This is a genomic window from Nesterenkonia pannonica (assembly GCF_019575955.1).
Classification (GTDB): domain Bacteria; phylum Actinomycetota; class Actinomycetes; order Actinomycetales; family Micrococcaceae; genus Nesterenkonia; species Nesterenkonia pannonica.
Map to the genome: position 1 here is coordinate 2,119,636 of NZ_CP080575.1, position 20,704 is coordinate 2,140,339.

Annotated in this window: 22 protein-coding genes, 1 tRNA gene and 6 pseudogenes; 27 read left to right on the forward strand and 2 right to left on the reverse strand. The window is 67.0% G+C overall.

The annotated features are described in order from the left end of the window. Window positions 1–6 precede the first annotated feature (6 nt). From K0H76_RS15145 to K0H76_RS15180, 8 genes are all read left to right on the forward strand, one after another. A complete protein-coding gene (locus K0H76_RS15145) occupies window positions 7–498 on the forward strand; it encodes a thiamine pyrophosphate-binding protein (protein WP_258933503.1) in 492 nt (163 codons plus the stop codon). Beyond that, the gene (locus K0H76_RS15150) at window positions 492–1,931 is read left to right on the forward strand and encodes a thiamine pyrophosphate-dependent enzyme (protein ID WP_258933504.1); all 1,440 of its coding nucleotides are present in this window, start codon (window positions 492–494) and stop codon (window positions 1,929–1,931) included. Before K0H76_RS15145 ends, K0H76_RS15150 begins: the two co-directional genes overlap by 7 nt. Then, window positions 1,906–2,616, forward strand: coding sequence for an ABC transporter ATP-binding protein (locus K0H76_RS15155; protein WP_258933505.1), 711 nt, complete (start codon window positions 1,906–1,908; stop codon window positions 2,614–2,616). Before K0H76_RS15150 ends, K0H76_RS15155 begins: the two co-directional genes overlap by 26 nt. Before the next feature lie 139 nt (window positions 2,617–2,755). Further along, window positions 2,756–3,517 carry a hypothetical protein gene (locus tag K0H76_RS15160; protein ID WP_258933506.1) on the forward strand — a complete coding sequence of 254 codons (762 nt, stop codon included), beginning with the start codon at window positions 2,756–2,758 and terminating at the stop codon, window positions 3,515–3,517. Between the two features lie 40 nt (window positions 3,518–3,557). After that, complete coding sequence (locus tag K0H76_RS15165) at window positions 3,558–3,791, forward strand: hypothetical protein (RefSeq protein ID WP_258933507.1); 234 nt, start codon at window positions 3,558–3,560, stop codon at window positions 3,789–3,791. A 6-nt stretch (window positions 3,792–3,797) separates the two neighbouring features. Beyond that, window positions 3,798–3,959 carry a hypothetical protein gene (locus tag K0H76_RS15170; protein ID WP_258933508.1) on the forward strand — a complete coding sequence of 54 codons (162 nt, stop codon included), beginning with the start codon at window positions 3,798–3,800 and terminating at the stop codon, window positions 3,957–3,959. Beyond that, complete coding sequence (locus K0H76_RS15175; protein WP_258933509.1) at window positions 3,944–4,414, forward strand: hypothetical protein; 471 nt, start codon at window positions 3,944–3,946, stop codon at window positions 4,412–4,414. The genes K0H76_RS15170 and K0H76_RS15175 overlap by 16 nt, the downstream gene beginning before the upstream one ends. A gap of 5 nt (window positions 4,415–4,419) precedes the next feature. After that, window positions 4,420–5,160 (forward strand): hypothetical protein, encoded by a 741-nt coding sequence (locus K0H76_RS15180; RefSeq protein WP_258933510.1) that lies wholly within the window; start codon window positions 4,420–4,422, stop codon window positions 5,158–5,160. A 272-nt stretch (window positions 5,161–5,432) separates the two neighbouring features. On the opposite strand, the gene K0H76_RS15185 is transcribed toward K0H76_RS15180, so the two are convergent. Next, window positions 5,433–5,717 carry a hypothetical protein gene (locus tag K0H76_RS15185; RefSeq protein ID WP_258933511.1) on the reverse strand — a complete coding sequence of 95 codons (285 nt, stop codon included), beginning with the start codon at window positions 5,715–5,717 and terminating at the stop codon, window positions 5,433–5,435. A 207-nt stretch (window positions 5,718–5,924) separates the two neighbouring features. Here K0H76_RS15185 and K0H76_RS15190 point away from each other — a divergent pair. The 19 genes and pseudogenes from K0H76_RS15190 to K0H76_RS15280 all read left to right on the forward strand — a co-directional run bounded on the left by K0H76_RS15190 (window position 5,925) and on the right by K0H76_RS15280 (window position 19,207). Beyond that, window positions 5,925–6,015, forward strand: a tRNA-Ser gene (locus tag K0H76_RS15190). A gap of 111 nt (window positions 6,016–6,126) precedes the next feature. Continuing rightward, on the forward strand, window positions 6,127–6,666 hold the full coding sequence (locus K0H76_RS15195) for a hypothetical protein (RefSeq protein WP_258933512.1): 540 nt from the start codon (window positions 6,127–6,129) through the stop codon (window positions 6,664–6,666). Between the two features lie 297 nt (window positions 6,667–6,963). After that, a pseudogene (locus K0H76_RS15200) lies at window positions 6,964–8,334 on the forward strand (phosphomannomutase/phosphoglucomutase). 278 nt (window positions 8,335–8,612) lie between these two features. Next, on the forward strand, window positions 8,613–9,989 hold the full coding sequence (locus K0H76_RS15205; protein WP_258933513.1) for a cytosine permease: 1,377 nt from the start codon (window positions 8,613–8,615) through the stop codon (window positions 9,987–9,989). Beyond that, window positions 9,943–10,380: an Lrp/AsnC family transcriptional regulator gene (locus tag K0H76_RS15210; protein ID WP_258933514.1), complete on the forward strand. Its 438-nt coding sequence runs from the start codon at window positions 9,943–9,945 to the stop codon at window positions 10,378–10,380. Before K0H76_RS15205 ends, K0H76_RS15210 begins: the two co-directional genes overlap by 47 nt. A gap of 251 nt (window positions 10,381–10,631) precedes the next feature. Continuing rightward, the gene (locus K0H76_RS15215) at window positions 10,632–10,922 is read left to right on the forward strand and encodes an Lrp/AsnC family transcriptional regulator (protein WP_258933515.1); all 291 of its coding nucleotides are present in this window, start codon (window positions 10,632–10,634) and stop codon (window positions 10,920–10,922) included. Continuing rightward, window positions 10,919–11,936 (forward strand): annotated as a pseudogene (speB, locus tag K0H76_RS15220) (agmatinase). Before K0H76_RS15215 ends, speB begins: the two are co-directional and overlap by 4 nt. Beyond that, the gene (locus K0H76_RS15225; RefSeq protein WP_258933516.1) at window positions 11,920–12,345 is read left to right on the forward strand and encodes a nuclear transport factor 2 family protein; all 426 of its coding nucleotides are present in this window, start codon (window positions 11,920–11,922) and stop codon (window positions 12,343–12,345) included. Before speB ends, K0H76_RS15225 begins: the two are co-directional and overlap by 17 nt. 47 nt (window positions 12,346–12,392) lie before the next feature. Then, window positions 12,393–12,922: pseudogene (locus K0H76_RS15230) on the forward strand (cyclase family protein). A gap of 1,099 nt (window positions 12,923–14,021) precedes the next feature. Continuing rightward, a pseudogene (locus K0H76_RS15235) lies at window positions 14,022–14,120 on the forward strand (hypothetical protein); the annotation flags it as partial. Then, window positions 14,121–14,312 carry a hypothetical protein gene (locus K0H76_RS15240; protein ID WP_258935503.1) on the forward strand — a complete coding sequence of 64 codons (192 nt, stop codon included), beginning with the start codon at window positions 14,121–14,123 and terminating at the stop codon, window positions 14,310–14,312. It abuts the pseudogene before it with no gap. After that, window positions 14,279–14,722 (forward strand): FAD-dependent oxidoreductase, encoded by a 444-nt coding sequence (locus tag K0H76_RS15245; RefSeq protein ID WP_258935435.1) that lies wholly within the window; start codon window positions 14,279–14,281, stop codon window positions 14,720–14,722. The genes K0H76_RS15240 and K0H76_RS15245 overlap by 34 nt, the downstream gene beginning before the upstream one ends. Before the next feature lie 131 nt (window positions 14,723–14,853). Continuing rightward, window positions 14,854–15,609, forward strand: coding sequence for a nitrilase (locus K0H76_RS15250; protein WP_258933517.1), 756 nt, complete (start codon window positions 14,854–14,856; stop codon window positions 15,607–15,609). Window positions 15,610–15,710: 101 nt separating this feature from the next. After that, window positions 15,711–15,941 (forward strand): hypothetical protein, encoded by a 231-nt coding sequence (locus K0H76_RS15255; protein WP_258933518.1) that lies wholly within the window; start codon window positions 15,711–15,713, stop codon window positions 15,939–15,941. Between the two features lie 85 nt (window positions 15,942–16,026). Then, entirely contained in the window at window positions 16,027–17,388 is a 1,362-nt protein-coding gene (locus tag K0H76_RS15260) for a cytosine permease (protein ID WP_258933519.1), read from the forward strand. Window positions 17,389–17,503: 115 nt separating this feature from the next. Then, window positions 17,504–17,664: pseudogene (locus tag K0H76_RS15265) on the forward strand (alcohol dehydrogenase catalytic domain-containing protein); the annotation flags it as partial. 321 nt (window positions 17,665–17,985) lie between these two features. Continuing rightward, a complete protein-coding gene (locus K0H76_RS15270) occupies window positions 17,986–18,387 on the forward strand; it encodes a zinc-binding dehydrogenase (protein WP_258935436.1) in 402 nt (133 codons plus the stop codon). Between the two features lie 147 nt (window positions 18,388–18,534). Next, entirely contained in the window at window positions 18,535–18,708 is a 174-nt protein-coding gene (locus K0H76_RS15275) for a hypothetical protein (RefSeq protein ID WP_258933520.1), read from the forward strand. Window positions 18,709–18,844: 136 nt separating this feature from the next. Next, window positions 18,845–19,207: a hypothetical protein gene (locus tag K0H76_RS15280; protein ID WP_258933521.1), complete on the forward strand. Its 363-nt coding sequence runs from the start codon at window positions 18,845–18,847 to the stop codon at window positions 19,205–19,207. On the opposite strand, the pseudogene K0H76_RS15285 reads toward K0H76_RS15280, so the two are convergent. Next, a pseudogene (locus K0H76_RS15285) lies at window positions 19,160–20,517 on the reverse strand (APC family permease). The gene K0H76_RS15280 and the pseudogene K0H76_RS15285 sit on opposite strands and share 48 nt — an antisense overlap. Window positions 20,518–20,704 lie beyond the last annotated feature (187 nt).

Sequence of the window (20,704 nt, forward strand, 5' to 3'; positions counted from 1 at the left end):
AGACAAATGACCGAGCAGCAGCCCAACGGCGCCGATTTCGTCGTCTCACGAGTGCAGCAGTGGGGCGTGGACCACGTCTTCGGCTACCCCGGGGACGGCAACAACGCTCTGGTCGGCGCCATCCGACGCTCCCAGCACCACCAGCAGCCCCTCGAATTCATACAGGCCCGGCACGAGGAGTCCGCAGCCTTCATGGCTGTCGGCTACGCCAAATACTCCGGACTCCCCGGCGTCGTCACCGCCACGCAGGGACCAGGGGCGCTGCACCTCCTCACCGGCCTCTACGACGCCAAGCTCGACAGCGTCCCCGTCGTGGCGATCATCGGGCAGCAGCCCACCACCACACTCGGCTCGGGTGATCAGCAGGAAGTCGATCTCCACACGCTCTTCCAAGACGTCTCCGGGTTCACCCTGCAGGTCTCCACCCCGAACAGCTCCCACTGGCCCTGGACAAAGCATTCAGGGAGGCCCTCAGCTCCTCAGGCCCTGCGGTGGTGATCATCCCTCAGGACGTGCAGTCCGGACCTGCCCCGAGATCCCGCACGAGCACGGCTACGTCCAGACCACCCCCGCCTGGCAGCCGCCGCGCGTGGCCCGAGGAATCGGACCTCGAACGCGCAGCCGAGGTCCTCCGTGCAGGCAGCCGGATCGCCTTCCTCGTCGGCCAGGGCGCCCGCGCCTGCGGACCCCAGGTCCTGGAGCTGGCGGAGAAAGTGGGCGCCGGCGTCACCACCAGCCTGCTGGGCAAGCCCTACGTGGACGAGTCGCACCCGCTGGCGGCCGGAACCATGGGCCACCTCGGCACCACGGCGAGCGCGCAGGTGCTCCTGTCCTGCGACACCCTGGTGATCATCGGATCGAACGACCCCTGGACGGAGTACTACCCGGTCCCCGGCTCGTGCGTCACCGTCCAGATCGACAACGATCCGGCCAAGGTGGGCAACCACTACCCCGTCGATGTGGGCGTCGTCGCCGATGCGAGGGCCGCCGTGGAGCGCCTGACCGCTCTGGTGGAGCCGCAGGGCGCCGATGAGTGGCGTGACACCGTCCACCGTCTGGTCCAGGAGGAAGCGCTCACCGCCGAGCGGCGCGCGGAGGTGAGGATGAGGGCCGTCAACCCGGAGGCAGCAGCACGCACCCTGAGCGCCCACCTGCCGGAGGATGCTCTCCTGGCTCTCGACGTCGGGAGCAGCGTGTACTGGTACGTGCGGCAGATGACCGTGCCGCGGGCAGGCACCGCGCACCTGTCGAGCACTCTGGCCAGCATGGGCTGCTCGATCCCCTACGGCATCGCAGCCAAGGAGGCCTTCCCGCAGCAGCCGGTGGCGGCCCTCAGCGGGGATGGTGCCATGCAGATGCTGGGCATCAATGAGCTCATCACCCTCGGGCGACGGTGGCACCAGTGGGCGAACCCTCGCTTTGTGGTGACCGTCCTGAACAACAGCGACCTCGCCGAGGTCAGCTGGGAGCAGCGGGAGAAGGAGAATGAGCCGCGGTTCCCACAGAGCCAGAGCCTCCCCGCTTCGACTATGCGGCATTCGCAGAGCTCAACGGCCTGCTGGGCATCACCGTCCGATCGACGGCCGAGCTTGAAGGAGCATATCGGCAGGCCTTCGCTGCTGATCGGCCCGTCGTCGTCGACATTCACACGGACCCGGACGCTCCCCTGCTTCCGCCGGTTCCGTACGCTTTGTCCATGGCGCCGGGCATGGAACAGGGCCTGGCGCATGAGCCCGAGGCGGGAAGTGCCGCCGCCCTCATGCAGCAGTACCTGGCCATCGAACAGGATCGCTCTCTCCCCACGGAGCAGCACCCTAAGGAGGACACCGCGTTGGGACACATTTCGCCGGTCATCCATACCCGGGACCTCGTCAAAAGTTCGGCTCGCTCCGCGCGCTGGATCGCGTGAACCTCGACATCGAACCGGGTGAGATCCACGGCTTCCTCGGTCCCAACGGCTCCGGCAAGTCCACCACCATGCGCGTGCTGCTCGGGCTGCTGCGGCCGGACTCCGGCACCGTCACCCTGTTCGGCCGCGACCCGTGGAGGGACGCCAGCGAGCTCCACCGGCGCCTGGCCTATGTGCCGGGAGACGTCGAGCTCTGGCCCAACCTGACCGGCGGAGAAGTGATCGACATGTTCCTTCGCCTGCGCAGCCGATCAGCCGGGTCCAAGCACACCACGCAGCGGCGGGACGAGCTGATCGAGCGCTTCGACCTGAATCCGCGGAAGAAGACCCGAACCTACTCCAAAGGCAACAGGCAGAAGGTCGCACTGATCTCAGCGCTGGCGACCGACGTGGATCTGCTGATGCTCGACGAGCCGACCTCAGGCCTGGATCCGCTGATGGAGCATACGTTCCAGGAAGTCATCAAGGAGGCCGTGACACAGGGACGATCAGTTCTGCTCTCCAGCCACATCCTCGCCCAGGTGGAAGCCCTTTCCGACCGCATATCGATCATCCGCGCCGGACGCATCGTCGAGTCCGGCACCCTCTCCGGGCTGCGGCACATGACCCGCACCACCATCGAAGTCGAGACGGCGAAGCCCAGCCGGCGCGCTGGCCGAGACTCCCGGCGTCCACCACTTTCGTGGTGGCGAGCGCACCATCTTTGAGGTGGACGGGGACCGGATCGATGCTGTGATGCAGCAGGTCACCGCCCTGGGTGTCCGCTCCTGGTGGCTCATCCCCCGACGCTGGAGCAGCTGCTGATGCGCTACTACGGGGACGCCGACCCTGAGGGACAGAGCAGGAATGAGCACCGCCCTGGGTCACGACTCCGCACGAACGGCGAGCCCGGGCGCGCGCAGATCGACGCTGGTAAGCACCGGCACGCTGCTGCGGCTCATGCTGCGCCGCAACCGGGTCTACACCCCAGCATGGGTCCTCGGCATTGCGCTGATGGGCTTCTACGTGGCCCACGCGATCCAGATCGTCGCAGAGACCGATCAGGAGCTGGCGAACCTGACCACCATGTTCACCGACCCGGTGGGGCGGATGATGACCGGCCCCGCCTTCGGCATGGACGCCCCCACGCATGAGCGGTTCTTCGCCGCCGGGTACGTGCTGTTCATCTACATCCTCACCGCACTCATGAGCGTCTTCACCGTGGTGCGCCACACCCGCGCCGAGGAGCAGAGCGGACGAGCCGAACTGGTGCGGTCCAACGCGGTGGGCCGCCATGCCATACTCACCGCCACTCTGGTCCTGGTCACGGCCGCGAACATCATCGCCGCTAAGCTTCGTCTTGGTCGCCGCGCTCACAGCGGGCTACTCCCTGGAAGGATCTGCCCTCGTGGCTGCGGGCGGCCTGGCCGTGGGGCTCTTCTTCGCGGGGGCGGCAGCCGTCAGTGCGCAGCTCAGCGAGTCCTCCCGCGGCGCCTCGGCGATGGCCGGAGGTCTGCTGGGACTCGCCTATCTGATCCGCATGGGAGGGGATGCCGTCGAGGTGGGCGGCAGCGTCCTCTCGTGGTTCTCGCCGCTGGGATGGGCCCAGCAGAGCGCTCCCTATGTTGAGGATCAGTGGTGGCCGCTCGCGCTGCCCGTCGGGTTCGCGGTGGCGCTCATGTCCTTGGGGTTCTGGCTCTCCACGAGGCGTGACCTCGGGGCGAGTCTCATGCACACCCGACCGGGCCGACCCGAAGCGTCGGCCGCCTTGGGCACCCCGGCAGGGATCGCTGCACGCACTCTGCGCGGCACCCTGCGCGGGTGGGCGATCGCACTGGTGATCACCGGCCTGATGTACGGCGGATTCGCCCAGACCATGCTCGACACCGCCGACGACCTGTAAGCGGAGATGGCACAGATCTTCGCAGGCGATGACATCATGCTGGGCTACCTGGCCTACATGGCCGTTTTCATGGGGTGTTCGTCGCCGCCGCTGGGGTCGGCGGCCTCCAGCTGGTCAGAGGCGAGGAGGCCAGCGGCCGTGCCGAATACCTCATGTCAGCGCCCCTGAGCCGCAGCGCCTGGCTCGGCGCGCACGTTGCGGTGCTGCTGACCGGCCTTCTGCTCATCCTGGCGCTGGTCGGCGTCGCCATGGGAATCAGTGCTTTCGCCTCACTCGAAGAGGACGGCGGCAGACACTTCGGTCAGATTCTTGTGGGCTCCTTGGCGCAGGCCCCTGCAGTGCTGGCTGTGATCGGCATCGTGATCGCACTCTTCGGGTGGGCCCCGCGCTTTGCCGTCCCTGCGGGCTGGGTCGTCGTCGGGTTCGCCGGCTTCATGTCGACCTTCGGCGGCCTCCTGGAGCTGCCTGAGTTCGTGGAGAGCCTGAACCTCTTCGGGCACCTGGCTGAGTACCCGGTGGAGGAGATCGCGTGGCCGCCGGTGCTCTGGCTGACCGGCATCGGCGCAGCCGGGATCGCGGTCGGCTTTCTGGGGTGGAACCGTCGCGAAATCAGCAGGGCCTGAACCGCGTGATAGCACGCGTATCGCGCGACTACCTGGAGCAGCATCAGGTCTGGATATACCTCGCAGGCCTTCTCCTCGGCGCGGGCATGGGGATGGCCTGGCCGGAGGGCAGCCAACGGCTCGACGCGCTGCTGTGGCCCGCCTTGGCGCTGCTGCTCTATACCACCTTCACTCAGATGAACCTCGCCGATGTGCCCAGGGCGCTGCAGGACACCTGGTTCCTCCTCGCTGCCCTGGCGGGCAACTTCATCATCATCCCCGCGGCAGTGTTCGGGATCGTCTCCCTGGTCCCGTCCCAGGACGCGCTGACCCTTGGACTGCTTCTGGTGCTGCTGGTGCCGTGCACCGACTGGTTCATCACCTTCAGCAGTTTGGGGCGCGGCGATGCCGTGCGCGCCTCCGCTCTGACCCCGGTGGCGCTGTTCCTTCAGCTGGGCCTGCTGCCGCTGTATCTGCTCCTCATGACGGACTTCGACCTGGGCGGGGTCTTCGACATCCGGGCCGTGTGGCCTGCGGTGATGGTCCTCGCCCTCCCCTGGCGGCCGCGATCCTCACGGAAGCCGGGTCCTCACGCATTGAGTCTTTGGGTCAGGTGCGTGAGCGGGCTGGGTGGTTCCTGTGCCGCTGCTGGCAGTGGTCATCCTGTTCGTGTCTGCTTCGCACATTGGGCCGGTCCAGGAGCATCTGGCCCTGCTGCCGTGGGTGGGACTCGTGCGGCGGGATGTTCCTCGTGGCCGCGCTGCTGATCTCGAGGGTCATCGCCTCGGTTCTCCGGCTGCTTAAGCCCAGCAGGGACGAACGCTGGCCTTCTCACTCGGCACCCGCAACTCGTTCATCGTCCTGCCGTTTGCGCTCTCGCTGCCCGAAGGGTGGGAGATCGTGCCCATGGTGATCGTCATCCAGTCGCTGGTGGAGCTGCTGGGGATGATCTTCTACGTGTGGTTCGTCCCCAGGGTCTGGTTCCGGGACCGCACCGTCAGTGCACGCCAAGGCTAGGGCGACGCCTCGAGCATGCCGGTCAGTCGATGGCGCCTTCGGCCTCTTTGAGACAGTCCAGCACCTGATCCGCCCGGCGCTGCACAGAGGCCACTTCGGAGTGCTGCAGCCTCACCATCGCCTCCGCCTCCGCCGTGGTTGCCACGTGGTTGGCCGCCCGCGAGAGGGCTGCGTGGAGATCTCGTGAGCCGCCGGGGATCTGGAGTGAGTTCCCCGGCCACCGTTCGTTGGCACGGCGGCAGAGGTCATAGACCACGGGCAGCTGGTCGGCGAGCTGGTCGCCGATGACGACGAGCTGGTTGTGCACCGCGTCGTCCTGCACGCCCCCAGAATCTGGTGGTAGCGGTCGATGCCGCGCTCGAACCTGTCGTACGCCTGGCGCCACAGCCCGGCTCCGAGCTCGCGCTCTTTGCGGCGAGCCTGGCGGCGGCCTGCGAAGAGGCCCGGCGGGATGATCTTCATAACGCAATGAGTCTATACGTCGCGTATAGTGGTGCGTCGGCGTTCACGCCAAGGTGCGGTGTCCGAGCGGCCGAAGGAGACGGTCTTGAAAACCGTTGAGCAGCAACCCTGCTCCGTGGGTTCGAATCCCACCCGCACCGCCATACGAAAAGAACGGCTCGGCTACGACTGGTCCTTGAACACCACGAGGAAGCGGTGGGCCTCCTCCTCGGTCAGCGGAGAGTTCGAGGCGAGCAGGAAGCCGCCTCATCCACGTGATCATCGCGCAGCAGCGCATAGAGCTGATCATGCACCCACGGCTCAAGATCCTCGTGGGACAGGGTGATCTTCTCCTCACCCCTCTGCACCTCCAGGTGGAAGCCTGCTTAAGCTCATCGTCAGCCTCGGGCGCCGCCCACTCGTCAGGGATGGTCAGCTCCGCCTCCGGGTCGAATCCGGACTCCCGCATCAGCTCGCGGGCCCTGGCATCCACGTCATCGCCCTCCCGCTGCGACGAATCAGCGCCCGGGATGTTCGGGACATTCTGCTCGTTCTGGCCGATGATCTCGCCCGTGTTCGGATCAGCCTCAGCCAGAGGCCCCTCATCGGTAAGCCTCTCCTCCTCGAACGGGCTGGAGTCCGTGTCCTCACGCACCGCATCGATCGAGTCCTCGAGGTACTCCTCATCGAAGGAGCCGCCCCCATCGAGCTCCTCATCCAGCCGAAGCTCCGAAGGCGACGGCTGCGGATACTGGTTCAGCGCGTGGATGGCGACCACCGAATCGCGCAGCCCCACCCCGGTAAACTCCTTATAGGACGCCATCGCCTGGCGCCCATTGCCCGCGGCAATGTGCCGGTACACCGCCTTGTGCTGCTCGTCGTCCAGAGCGAGCGCCGCCTCACGGGCCATTCGAGGGTGACCTCCTGCTGCAGCCGTTCGGCCACCTTAGGCGCCTGTCGCTGTGCGAGCAGACGAAGACCCAGGAAGACCAGAACGCCAAGGACCATCGCGATCGCCAGAAGCTCCATGCGCGCCATTCTACGCGGGCACCTCGCCGTCCCGCCGGTGCGCCTAGGATGGGCGGGTGAGCATCGATCTGAGCGAATCCTTCATGGCCTATGACGTCCGCGGTCTCGTCGGTGAGACCATCAGCGCCGAATCCGTCCGCGCCGTCGGCGCCGGATTCGTCGACGCCCTGCAGCTCGCAGGAGAGCAGGTGCTCGTAGGCGGCGACATGCGCCCCACCTCGGCCGAGTTCATCGAGGCCTTCACCGAAGGCGCCACCGCTCGCGGAGCCAACGTCACCCAGCTCGGCATGATCTCCACCGACATGCTCTACTTCGCATGCGGGAAGCTCAACGCCCCGGGGTCGTGTTCACCGCCTCCCACAACCCCGCCGGGTACAACGGCATGAAGATGGCCAAAGTAGGCGCGGTGCCCATCAGCGCCGACACCGGCCTCGAAGACATCCGCGTGATCTCGCAGGCCTACCTGGACAACAGGGAGATCCCTCACTCGGAGAGCCCACCGCCGTGGACGCCGAGAGCATGCTCACCGACTATGCGACGTACCTGCGCGAACTCGTCGACCTCTCCTCGATCCGCCCGCTGAAGGTCGTCGTCGACGCAGCCAACGGCATGGCAGGCCTGACCACCCCCATCGTGCTCGGCGGCGAACGCCTCCCCAGCCTCCCGCTGGAGATCGTCCCGATGTACTTCGAGCTGGACGGCACGTTCCCCAACCACCCGGCGAACCCGCTCGAGCCGGAGAACCTGCGCGACCTCCAAGCCGCCGTGCTGGAGCACGGTGCGGACATCAGGCTGGCCTTCGACGGCGACGCCGACAGATGCTTCTTCATCGACGAGAAGGGACAGCCCGTCTCCCCCTCCGCCGTGACCGCCCTGGTGGCGCGCCGCGAGATCGCCCGCGCGAAGGCTGCGGGTGAGGCGGAGTAAACCATCGTGCACAACCTCATCACCTCAAGGCGGTGCCGGAGCTCGTCGCAGCGGAGGGCGGACGCGCCGTCGAGACGCGCGTGGGCCACAGCTTCATCAAAGCGGTCATGGCATCCGAGGCAGCCGTCTTCGGCGGAGAGCACTCCGCCCACTACTACTTCCGCGACTTCTGGAACGCAGACACCGGCATGCTCGCGGCGATGCACATGCTCGCCGCGCTGGGCCAGCAGAGCCTGCCGCTGAGCGAGCTCAGCCGAGAGTTCAGCCCCTACGTCGCCTCCGGCGAGATCAACTCGAAGGTCCAGAGCAAAGAGGACGCCATGGCGACCGTCGAGGCGGCCTTCGAGACGCGCGACGTGCTGGTCGACCGGATGGACGGGCTGCGTGTCCAGGCGGAGGACGGAACGTGGTGGTTCAACCTTCGGCCCTCCAACACCGAGCCGTACCTGCGCTTCAACGGAGAGGCCCGCACGGCCGAAACGATGGAGCGCACCCGCGACGAAGTGCTTGCGCTGGTGCGCCGATAGAGGGCGCAGCCCACCCGCAGGAAACATTCGCGAAACATTAGGCTCTCTCAAAGAGCTAATTCGCGCGGACCTAAAAGTATTCTCGATTCGCAAGTCAATTCCGCAGGCTGATGCACATCCGAAGTCAATGCGGATCGTGACAGCATTACGGTGCACAGAACGCCGATCTACCGTGCAGATGCGCAGATGATCCGTCACTCTTCGCCGGATGGGGATTGAACTGGTAAGCGCTGGCCCTAAGTTCATGCATATCACTCGCACACTGAAGGGCTGAGAGCATGAACCTGTACCGTCGACTCGACGCTCACCTGCACGAGCACTCCGAGACCGGAGAGCCCGTTCCCGGCACCCTCAGCGGGGCCCGGATCTTCATGATCTGGCTCGCCGCCAACCTCGTCGTCACCACCATGCTCACCGGCACGCTCTTCGTGCCGGGAGTGGACTACTCCACCGCTGCGCTCGGCATCCTCGTCGGCACGCTGCTGGGTGCCGTCGTGCTCATCACCATCGGCTCCATCGGCACCCGCACCGGGCTGGCCACCATGGCCCTGACCCGTGCGCCCTTCGGACTGCGCGGATCCATGCTTCCGGTGGCGGCCAACATCATCATCCTCATGGGCTGGTCCTGGGTGCAGGCCATGCTGGTAAGCATCACCGTCGACCACCTCATCTCCACCTACACGGGCGCCGCCTCGAACCCCATCCTCTGGTCAGTGATCTGCCAGACCATCGTCGTCGCCCTCGCCATCTTCGGCCACCAGGGCATCGCCAAGATCGAGCCGTGGCTGGCCGCGCTGATCCTGGGCCTGATGGGCTTCGTCTTCTACACCGCCTTCTCCGCATTCAGCCCAGCAGATTTCCAGAACCTGCCCACGGACCCGGCACTCGGCCTCGACGGGGTCGTGGTCCTGGACATCGTCATCTACACGGCCATCTCGTGGACCGTCCTCTCCGCAGACCTGAACCGATTCGCCCGCTCGCCGCGCGCAGGAGCCGTCGGCGCCGGCCTCGGATACACCGCCTCGACGACTCTGGCCATGCTCATGGGCCTCACCGGCATCTCCTACTTCCTGGCCCGCGGCCAGGGCGCAGCAGAGTTTGACCCGACGCCGTTCGTCGACAGCTTCGGCACCGTCGTGGCCCTGGTCATCTTCCTCTCCGTGATGGCCACGAACACGATGGTCGTCTACGGCATGACCACCTCCGCCGTCACCTCCCACACCGGGCGCCACCTGCGGCTGCGCTTCCTCCCCACCGCACTGGGACTGGGCCTGATCAGCATCATCGGCGCCACCTGGATGGCGCTGCTGGACGCGTTCGCGGACTTCCTCGCCCTGATCGGCGCGTTCTTCATCCCGGTGTTCGCCATCATGCTCGTCGACTACTTCATCATCCGCCGCGCCAGCTACGGCCGTGACATCCTCAAGGCGCGCGACGGCGCCTACTGGTTCTCCGGCGGGGTCAACTGGGCGGCCATCGTCGTGTGGGTCATCGGGGCCGCAGCCACCTACATCCTGGGCTACATCTGGGTGCCCCCGGCCGTCGGATCCGCGATCCCCGCCTTCGTCCTCTCCGCGGTGCTCTACCTCGCGCTCTCCTGGAACAGGCGTGCCAAGCGAGCCGACACCGGCGAATCTCTGGAAGCGTCTCGCTGACGATGCGCGAGGGCTCCCGGAACAGCTCATCCACGCCCTGCAGCACAACGGCCGGGCCACCTACAACGAGCTTGCGACAGAGCTGGGAGCCCCGCGCAACCTTGTCTCCAGCACCGTCCGACGGCTGCTGCAGACTGGGCAGATCCGCATCGTGGCCACCGCGGCGCACGGCGCCACCGGCCACCACGTGCTGGCGCACGTCGCGCTGCGGTGCGCGCCGAACGCGGAGGACGCGATCGGGCACCTCATGGACCAGGAGGACATTCCCTGGTCTCTGCGGTCGCAAGCACCCACGACCTCGTCCTCGAAGTCAGGGCGCCCACCGTGGAGGCGCTGCACAGCGCGCTGCGCAGAGTCCGATCGCACCCCAGCGTCCGCACGGCAGCCGTGACCCTCTACCACCACGTGGTCAAGAGCGCCTTCAGCACCCACCCTCCGGGGACGGGAGACTCGATGCGACGGACACCGCGCTCATCGAGCTGCTGCGCACCGACGGCAGGATGAGCTTCAACGACCTCGCCGCGACGGTCCACCTCTCCCCACCTCCGTCAGAAGCCGGGTCCGGCGCATGCAGGAGGCGGGTCTGCTGCGGATCAGCGCGCAGATCCCCACACGCCCCAGAGCGGCCGCGTGAAGGTGGGAGTGGGCCTGTGCCTCACGGGAGAGGACCACGACGCGGTGGCCGCGGCCGTGCAGATGCCGGAGGTCGAGTTCGCCGCCGAATCCCTCGGCCGGTTCGACCTCATTGCGACGCTGAACTCTTCCGACCCCGCGGAGATCGCGGGACGATTGGAGCAGCTGCGCTCACTGCCCGAGGTCCACCACATGGAGACCTGGATGCATGTCAGGACCCATAAGGAGGACTACTCCCAGCCGATGACCACCCCCACCCGCCCCCACCGACAGACCCTGATGGAGAGCAGCACCCGATGACACAGACACCCTCCGGCACCACGCCGACAGGACCCCGCGACAGCAGCGCGACGCCTCGCTACGCAGGCCAGGCCACCTACGCGCTCCTGCCCTCCCTGGACCAGGTGGGCACCGCCGACGTCGCCGTCGCCGGCATCCCGTTCGACTCCGGGGTGAGCTACCGTCCAGGGGCTCGGTTCGGGCCCAGCCACGTGCGGGAGGCCTCCCGGCTCCTGCGCCCCTACAACCCAGCCCAGGACGTCTCCCCTTCGCCGTGCAGCAGGTCGCGGACGCCGGCGACATCGTGGCCAACCCTTCGACCTCGACGAGGCGATTCAGCAGGTCTACCAGGGCGCAGCGGACCTGCTGCAGCGCGCGGGACGCTTCGTCATGATCGGCGGGGACCACACCGTCGCCTACCCGCTGCTGAAAGCGATGTACGAGAAGCACGGGCCCATCGCCGTGCTGCACGCGGACGCCCACCTGGACACCTGGGACACCTACTTCGGCGCCCCCATCACCCACGGCACCCCGTTCCGCCGCGCCAGTGAGGACGGGTTCATCGACCTCACCGCCAGTGCGCACCTGGGCATCCGCGGGCCCCTGTACGGCAAGGGGACCTGGAGGACGACGCCACGCTCGGCTTCGAGATCACCACCACCGAGTTCATCGAGGAGCACGGGGTCCACGCGGCCCTGGAGCGGCTGCGGGCTCGACTCGGGGACAGGCCGGTGTACATCTCGATCGACATCGACGTGCTGGACCCCGCCCACGCCCCCGGCACAGGGACCCCGAAGCCGGAGGCATGACCAGCCGCGAGCTGCTGCGGATCATCCGCGGCCTCGCGGACCTCAACATCGTGGGCGCCGACGTCGTCGAGGTCTCCCCGCCTATGACCACGCGCAGCTGACCGCGGTGGCGGCATCGCACGTCGTCTACGAGCTCGTCTCAGCCATGGGAAGACCGGCCCACACAGCGCTCCCGCAGCAGCGGCCTCCTCACCCGAAGGCCCGAACGCATGAGCGCCCCGGCTGAGCCGAGCGTCACCGACGTCGAGGCCGCGGCGGAACGCATCGTCGATGCCTTCGCCGCCAACGATGGGCCTCGCTACTTCGCCGGCTTTGCACCCGAGGCAACGTTTATCTTCCATCCTGAGCCGCAGCGGCTCCCCAGCCGCGACGCCTACGAGCAGCTCTGGAACAGCTGGAGGGCGGACGGCTGGCGCGTCGTCTCCTGCACCTCGACTGACCGTCACGTGCAGACCTTCGCCGGGGCGCGGTCTTCTCGCACACCGTCCACACCGCCGTCGAGACCCCACAGGGCCCAGAGTCCTACCGTGAGCGCGAGACCATCGTCTTCGCGCTGCAGGACGGCAGACTGCTCGCCGTTCACGAGCACCTCTCAGCCCACGATGCCTGAGCGACGAGCAGGAGCGGCAGCATAGGCACAGAGATTCTCCATGATCTGAGCCATCCGATCCGTGACTCCATGATGACGTACCCGGGAGACCCCGCCGTCGCCGTCGCACCCGCGCTGAGGATCCCCACCGACGGCGTGGAGGTCGCCCGTCTCACCCTCGGCTCCCACAGCGGAACTCACGTCGACGCCCCAGCGCACACCGTTGCGGGCGGCCCCACGATGGCCGACGTGGACCTGCACGAGCTGTTCGGGAGGCCGCCGTGCTGCGGGCACCCCATGCAGGCGAGGGAGAGCCGTACGGCCTGGACGACCTGGAGTTCGACGGGTCCTCGGTGCCTGACCGTCTGCCGTCGATCGTCCTGGTCGACACCGGATGGGCGCCGAACTTCGGCAGCCCGCGCGCCCTGAACCATCCGTGGCTGCTTCCCCGCGCTGCTGATGAGCTGTGGAGCCGCGGCATGCGCGTCCTCGGAGTGGACACGCTCAGTCCCGACCCCACGGACGACCCGACGTCTGCCTTCCCTGTCCATGAGGTGGTGCTCGGACGGGACGGGCTCATCGTGGAGAACCTGCGCGGCCTCGAGCACCTCCCTCGTACGTGAAGGTGGGCATCTTCCCGCTGCGCTATGAGGGCGACGGCGCTCCCGTCCGAGCCGTCGCCTTCACTCATGACCCACGCACGGCTGGCTAGAGTGATGAGCATCCGCACCGCACGCCGCTTCGCCCCCGAGGAGCCCCTTTGACGACTCAGCCGCTCACGATGCTCAGCCCGGACTTTCCTTCAGCTATGACCACTACCTGGAGGATCCGCACGGGCTCGGCGCCGTCCCCGAGAGCGCACGAGGCACAGAGGTGGCCGTGATCGGAGCGGGGCCGCGGGACTGGTGGCCGCCTTCGAACTGATGAGGATGGGGCTGAAGCCGGTCATCTACGAGGCTAAGCAGCATCGGCGGACGGCTGAAGACCGAGAGGTTCGACGCCGCCCCAGGTGGCGGCGGACCTCGGCGGCATGCGCTTCCCCACATCCGGGCGCGCCTTCTACCACTACGTGGACATGCTGGGCCTGGAGACCCGCCCCTTCCCGAACCCGCTCTCGGACGCGACCCCTCCACGGTCATCGACCTCAAGGGGAGCCGATTTGGGCCCGAACCGCCGACGATCTCCCGGAGTTCTACCGCGAGATGGCCGAAGGGTGGAAGAGCGCCCTGCAGCAGGACGCTCAGCTCCATGCTGTGCAGGACGCGATCCGCGCTCGAGACGTCGACACGCTGAAGCGCCTCTGGAACGACCTGGTGGAACGACTCGACGACCAGTCCTTCTACGGATTCCTGGCCGGATCCGACGCCTTTCGGCAACTGAGCCACGAGCACCTCGAAACGTTCGGGCAGGTGGGATTCGGCACCGGAGGCTGGGACACCGACTTCACCAACTCCATTCTGGAAGTCCTGCGCGTGGTGTTCACCGACGCCGACGACAACCACCGCAGCATCGTCGGCGGCGCACAGCGCCTCCCCGTCGAGCTCTGGCACCACACGCCTGAGGACCTCGTGCACTGGCCGAAGGGGACCTCACTCGCCAGCCTGCACGGCGGCGCGCCCCGAGGCGCAGTGACAGGAATCCACCGCGGCCAGCGTGCCGACCTTCCGCCGCGGCATCAGCATCACCGAGAAGTGGGGCAGAACCAGAGAGTTCGCGGCCGCGGTGGTCACGTGCCAGTCATGGCTGCTGTCCTCACGGATCGACACCGACGAGGCGCTCTTCACCCCGTCGATGTGGCGCGCCATCGAGAAGAGCCACTACATGCTCTCCTCCAAGACGTTCGTGCTGGTGGACCGTCCCTTCTGGCGGGACACCGACCCTGAGACGGGCCAGCCGGTGATGTCGATGACGCTGACCGACCGGCTCCCCGCGCCACCTACCTCCTGGACGAGGGCGGAGACGAGGGCCCCGCATCGATCCTGCTCTCCTACACGTGGAACGACGACGCGCTGAAGTGGCTGGCGCTCGACGCATCGGAGCGCACGCGCCTCATGCTCCACTCTCTGCACAAGATCTACCCGACCATCGACATCGGGGCGCACATCATCGGTGAGCCGCTCACCGTCTCGTGGGAGGCCGACCCCAACTTCATGGGGGCGTTCAAGAACAACCTGCCCGGCCACTACCGCTACCAGGAGCTGCTGTTCGGGCACTTCGTCCAGGATGGGTTCCCGGAGCACCAGCGCGGCCTGTTCCTGGTAAGCGACGACATCTCATTCACCGCCTACTGGGCCGAAGGGGCGGTGACCACAGCACTGAATGCCGTGTGGGGCGTGGTGCACCACCTCGGCGGCGCAAGCCATCCCGACAACCCGGGCCCGGGCGACATGTGGTCGCACCTGGCTCCGATCCGCCTGAGCTGAAGGAGCCGAACCCCCAATGACACGCATCGCCGTCCTGCAAGCCCAAGCCGAGCCCCTGAGCATCGACGCCAACCTCTCGGCCGTGCAGCGCGCGGCAGCCGACGCGAAGCAGGCTAGGCGCCGAGCTGCTGGTGACGCCGGAGCTGTTCGTCACCGGCTACGCACCAGCCCGTATCCGTGCCGAACTCGGCCAGGAGCCCGTGCACGCAGCGGAGGATGCCCTGCGCCGCATCGCCCGGGAGCACAGCATCAGCATCGTCGCGAGCCTGCCCGGGCGGGAGAGCCCCGAGGAGCGGGGCATCACTGCCCTGCTGATCGCAGACGACGGGGCGGTGCTCGCGCGCTACCAGAAGGTGCAGCTGTTCGGACCCGAGGAGAAGGCCTCCTTCGTCGCAGGCGAGGAGCCCCTGCCGTGGTGGAGCACCTGGGCCGCAGACTCGGTCTGCTCGTCTGCTACGACGTGGAGTTCCCGAAATGGTCCGAGCCGCGGCCGCGCAGAGCGCCGACCTGCTCCTCGTTCCCACCGCGCTGGCGCAGGAGCCTACCGTGCAGGACATCCTGCTTCCGCCCGCGCCCTCGAAAGCCGCGTGGCACTGGCGTATGCGAACCACTGCGGCACCGAGGACGGGCTCACGTTCGACGGCGGCAGCGTCGTGCTCGACATCAGCGGGCATCCTCTGGCGGCCGCCGCAGCCGAGCCTGACCTGCTGATCGTTGACGTGCTTAAGCACCCTCAGAAGCAGGCCCTGAGGGCCCCTGGTACCGGCAGGACCGTCGGGCCCACCTGCACCGCCGCTGGCTCTGAGAGCGGCATCGGGGCTGTCCGGGCGGGCGAAAATGTAAACAGTTCATTAAATGCGCAGTCCGCTATTGACAGGCATGTGTGACGCACACGACACTCTTAACCAAATCGCATTTGGTTTCTGAGGCAGGGACCATGCGTGCTCCGGGCACCTCCGGGGCTGTCACTAGCGAAGGGGAACACACCATGAGCGAACCGCGTGCCGAAGCGGCCCCGCAGGCGAATCCATTCGTCGACACGCTCCTGCAGAAGGGAATGGAGCCCGTCGTCGCCGAAGAGCTCGAGCGTCGCATCCAGATCATCGAAAGCGACGAAGCCGACGACGCAGCGCACAGGGCGCTCACTCCCGTCGACATCGCCGTGTACCTTCTCGTCTGCGCCGGAATCTGCGCCGTCGCCCTGGGAGTCCTCGCATGAGCGCCAAGGCTTCGAGCACAGAGACAGACCGCCTCCTCAGCGAAGAGCACAGGTTCGGCACCTTCCCCTCCTGAAGAAGGAGCGCGTGTGGTCATTCGCCGACTTCACGTGGGTCAACACCTCCCTCGCCATCGCCACCTGGGCGTTCATCGTCGGAGGCTCCACCGCACTGATGGTCGGATTCCGCGACGGCGTGCTCGCCATGATCATCGGCAACGCGATCGGCCTGTCCTTCATGGTCCTGGCGGCCACCGCCGCCTCCCAGCGCTACGGCTCGGAACAGTACACGATGCTGCGCGGGGCGTTCGGAGTCGTGGGCGTCGGCGTCCTCGTCTTCACCATCGTGCTGATCACCGAGATGGGCTGGTCCTCACTCCTGGCCGTGATGGCTTACCGTGCCGCCAGCCAGATCACCGGGGAGGTGACGGGGCGGAGCTCTCCCAATACGGCCCGCTCGTCACCGTGGGAGCGCTGGTCGCCATCGGCCTGGCCTGGTTCATCCTCTCCCGCGGCCCCATCACCATCGGGCGTCTCAACGCCATCGTCGCCCCCGGTCTGGCGCTCATCGTCGCTTAAGCATGATGATCTTCCTCGTCATGAACACGTCATGGGACGCGCTCAACTCAGCTGCACCCATCGCGCCGTTCGAGGACGACACGCTGAACTTCATGATCGCCGTGGAGTTCAACATCGGCGTCGGGGTCTCCTGGTTCCCATCATGGGCTCCCTCGCCCGCATGGCCAAGAGCCGACGAGCCGCCCTCTGGCCCTCATTCCTCGGACTGTTCCTCGCCACCGTGCTGGCCCAGACCGTCGGCCTCGCCGCGGCACTGACCCTGGGCGAGTCCGACCCGACCGTGTGGATGGTGCCCTTCGGCGGACCCCTGCTCGGCATCGGGATCCTGGCCTTCATCGCCTTCGCGAACATCACCTCGATGTCATCGATCGTCTACTCCACAGTTCTCGCGATCCGACAGTCATCCGGGCAGGCACTGGCGAAGGTGCCGTGGAAGGGCCTCAGCGCGCTCTTCTTCATACTCCCCGCGATCATGACGTTCTTCCCGCAGTTCATGTACGAGCAGTTCATGCTGTTCGTCACCTACTCCGGAGCGTTCCTCACCGCAGTGTGCGGCGTTGCGCTGGCCGACTACTTCATTCTGCGCAGACAGCGCATGAACCTGCGTGAGCTGCACCTCGGGCAGCAGGGAACCCTCTACGCGTACAAGGGCGGGGTCAACATCGCCGGACTGGCCAGCGTCGCCGTCGGCGCCGTCCTGTACGTCTTCCTCTACGACCCGGTGAGCCTCGAGACGAACGCGGCCTTCTCCTACGTGACTGCCTCCATTCCCACCGTGCTCATCGCGGCCATCTCCTACCTCGTCCTCAGCAAAGTCCTCTACGGCCGAGGAACCTCGAAAGAGGCCGCACCGAAAGTGAGCGCCTCATGATCAGCGCACGAGCAGCGTTCCACCCCTCCCCGCGGCCCGCGAGCTGACCGTGGACACCGTGGAGGTCGCTGAGCCGGGTCCGGGCCTCGTCCGGGTGCGGCTGGGCGCCTCCGGGGTGTGCGGCTCCGACCGGCACGTCCTGGACGGGGAGTGGAGCATGCCCTCGCCCACCGTCCTGGGGCACGAGGGGCCGGCACGGTCGAAAGCATGGGTGAGGGGGTCACCGACCTCGAAGAGGGCGACCACGTGATCATCACGTGGTTTCAGCCGTGCCTTCGCTGCAGCTCCTGCGCCGAGGGCCGCACATGGGTGTGCGACAACGCCTCCAGTGAGGGCTGCTTACTCCCCGACGGAAGCACCCCCTGCGCAAGGATGACCGAGAGGCCTTCCCTACCTCGCCGTGGGCTCCATGGCGGAGTACGCCGTCGTCCCCGTCACGCTCTGGTCCCGATCAGCCGTGAGGTGCCGTTCGACGTCGCCGCGCTCATCGGCTGCTCCGTGGTCACAGGGTTCGGCGCAGTGGTCAACGACGCGGGCGTGCAGGCAGGACGCTCAGCACTGGTGATCGGGGCGGGCGGCGTGGGGCTCTCGCTCATCATGAGCCTGGTCGCCGCGGGCGCGGGCAAGATCATCGCAGCCGACATCAATCCGGAGGCCCTCGCGCTGGCGGAGGAGTTCGGGGCCACCCACACTGTGCTGTCGAATGGTGACCTGCCGGACACGGTGCGGGAGATCACGGGCCACGGCGTCGACTACGCCTTCGAAGCGATCGGCCTACCGGAGACCATCGGCATCATGCCTGACTGCGTTCGCCGCGGCGGAAAAGCGGTGATCGTCGGGCTCCCACCTGAGGACGCTCCGGTGTCGATCGATGCGCTCGCACTGGCCGAGCAGGGAAAGACGCTGATCGGCTCCAACTATGGCAGCACGGTGCCGGCCCGAGACTTCCGCTGCTGGCGCAGCTGTACCTCAGCGGCTTACTGCCGATCGATCGGCTGATCACGCGTCGCTTCGCTCTCGAGGACGTCAATGAGGCGTTCTCCCTGATGCGCGCCGGGGCCGCCGGACGCAGCGTGATCGTCTACTGATGAGCTGAGACGCCGGGGACGCGGCAGGGCATTCCGGCCTGCATGAAAGGATCGGACCATGCCGCGTCCCCGTCAGAACATCCTCTCCGCACGCAAGATCGCACGCGCGGCGCTGACGATGACCGAACGTGAGCAGGACTTCACCATTCCGGGTATCGCAAAGGCTCTGGGGGTGAACCCTCATCCCTTTACCACCACGTCCCAGGAGGGCGCCAGGAGATCATCGCGCTGATGCGCAGGGAGCTCTATTCGGCCATCGACCTGGATCTCTCGCCGACCGCTCCCGCCCCTGGCAGGAGCGCCTGGCAGCGTGGATACGAGAGTTCAGGGACGCGTCAGCATCGGTTCCCGGTTCGATTCCCCTGTTTGTGCGCGCGCCGGTGGACGACGACGCCACCCTGCAGATCTACGAGGACCTCTTCGGGATTCTTCGCGACGGAGGCGTTCCGGCTGACCGGTGGCCCGCAGCGGCAGCCATGCTCGACGCCATCGTTCTGGGCTCCGCCTTGGACGAATCGAGCCCTCTGCCTCTGTGGCGCCCGCCGGGCACCGACGGCTACGCACTGATCCGCTCCGTGACGGAGACGGCAGAGCGCCCCGCGAAGGGCTCGAGCTCGCGCTGCAGGCAGCGGTCGCGGCCGTGGCCGCTTTGGCTGAGGACGCCGGAGACGCCCCGGCGCCGATCAGCTGCCGCGTTCGGCCTGACGCTTGTCCAGTGCCTCCAGGAGTAAGCGCTCCGCATCGGCACCTCCTTGATGCCGCCCGGCAGCCGCAGGGCGAAAATGATGCCCAGGGTCCACCATGCCAGGAAGATGATCCACGGCTCGAGCGTCAGGAACGCCGGAAGGCCGGGCAGGTAGAGAGCCAGCATCACTGCAGTGGAGATCACGGCGACGACGCCGACGGCCATTCCCAGCTTCCGACCGCCGACCCTCAGGGGACGGTCCATGCTCGGCTCGCGGCGACGCAGAATGACGAAGGTGATGGAGACCATCAGGAAGGTGATGACGACGGCCGGTCCGGTGGCGTCGACCGCCCAGTCCAGCATGGCCAGGCCGAAGAACGGGGCGATGGTGGTCAGCCCGCCGAGGAAGAGCAGCGCATTGACAGGCGTTCCGTGCTTCGGGTGCATGCGGCCGAACCAGGCTTAGCACCATCCCCGTTGGACAGCGCCCACAGCAGGCGCGAAGCTCCGACGAGGAATGCGTTCCAAGACGTGATGACGTAAGCGAGCCCGCCGGCGATGACCAGCTGGCCCCAGAATTCGTGTCCGAGCATGTACGCCATGGCGTCGCCCGTGGCGAGGTCGAAGCGTCCGAGCTCGTCTGCGGGCGCGCCCAGCGCAGTGGTGCTGACGATGACGATGTAGAAGACGGTGGCGGCCACCACAGAGACGACGATCAGCTGGCCCATCTTCCGGGGTGCCAGGTTCGCCTCCTCCGCGGACTGAGGAATCACGTCGAAGCCAACGAACAGGAAGGGAACCACCACGAGCACCGCGATGATGCCACCCGCCGCCGGTGAACATGGGTTCGATGTACTCGGGCTCTCCGCCGAAGAAGGACGCGAAGAGCATGACGACGGCGACGACCAGCAGGAATATGACCGCTGAGGACTGCAGCAGGCCTCGACTGGCGGATGCCCTGAATGTTGAGGAACGTCAGCAGCACAGAGGTCCCGGCGCCCAGCAGCGCCCACGTCAGGTACACCTCGGTGCCAGCGATCGTGTACATCGGAATCTGCGCCAGATCGGGAACAGGTAGGTGGCCGAACGCGGCACGGCCACCGACTGGAACATCGAGACGGTCACGTAGCCGCCGATGATGCCCCACGAGCCCAGCAGCGCCAGCCTGGGGCCCATGCCGCGCAGAAGGTAGTTGTGCTCCCCGCCCGCGAAGGGCATGGCAGCTGCCAGCTCTGCGTAGACGAGCCCCACCAGGGCCATGATCGCCCCGCCGATGAGGAAAGCGGCGACGGCGCCGCCCACCCCTGCGTCCTGGATCCAACCGCCGGTCAGGGTGATCCACCCGAAGCCGATCATGGAGCCGAAGCCCAGGAAGAACAGCTCGTACTTGCCCAACGTCTTCCGGAAAAGGCGATCCGCCCGTCCCTGGTGCTCTGCTGCGGCCTCTGTAGCCATCAGTGTGATCCTCTCCCTGCGAGTGATGCGTCCCACAGATTCTGAGGCCACGAAGGACGCAAGCGCTAATGCGACCGAGCTATCCTAC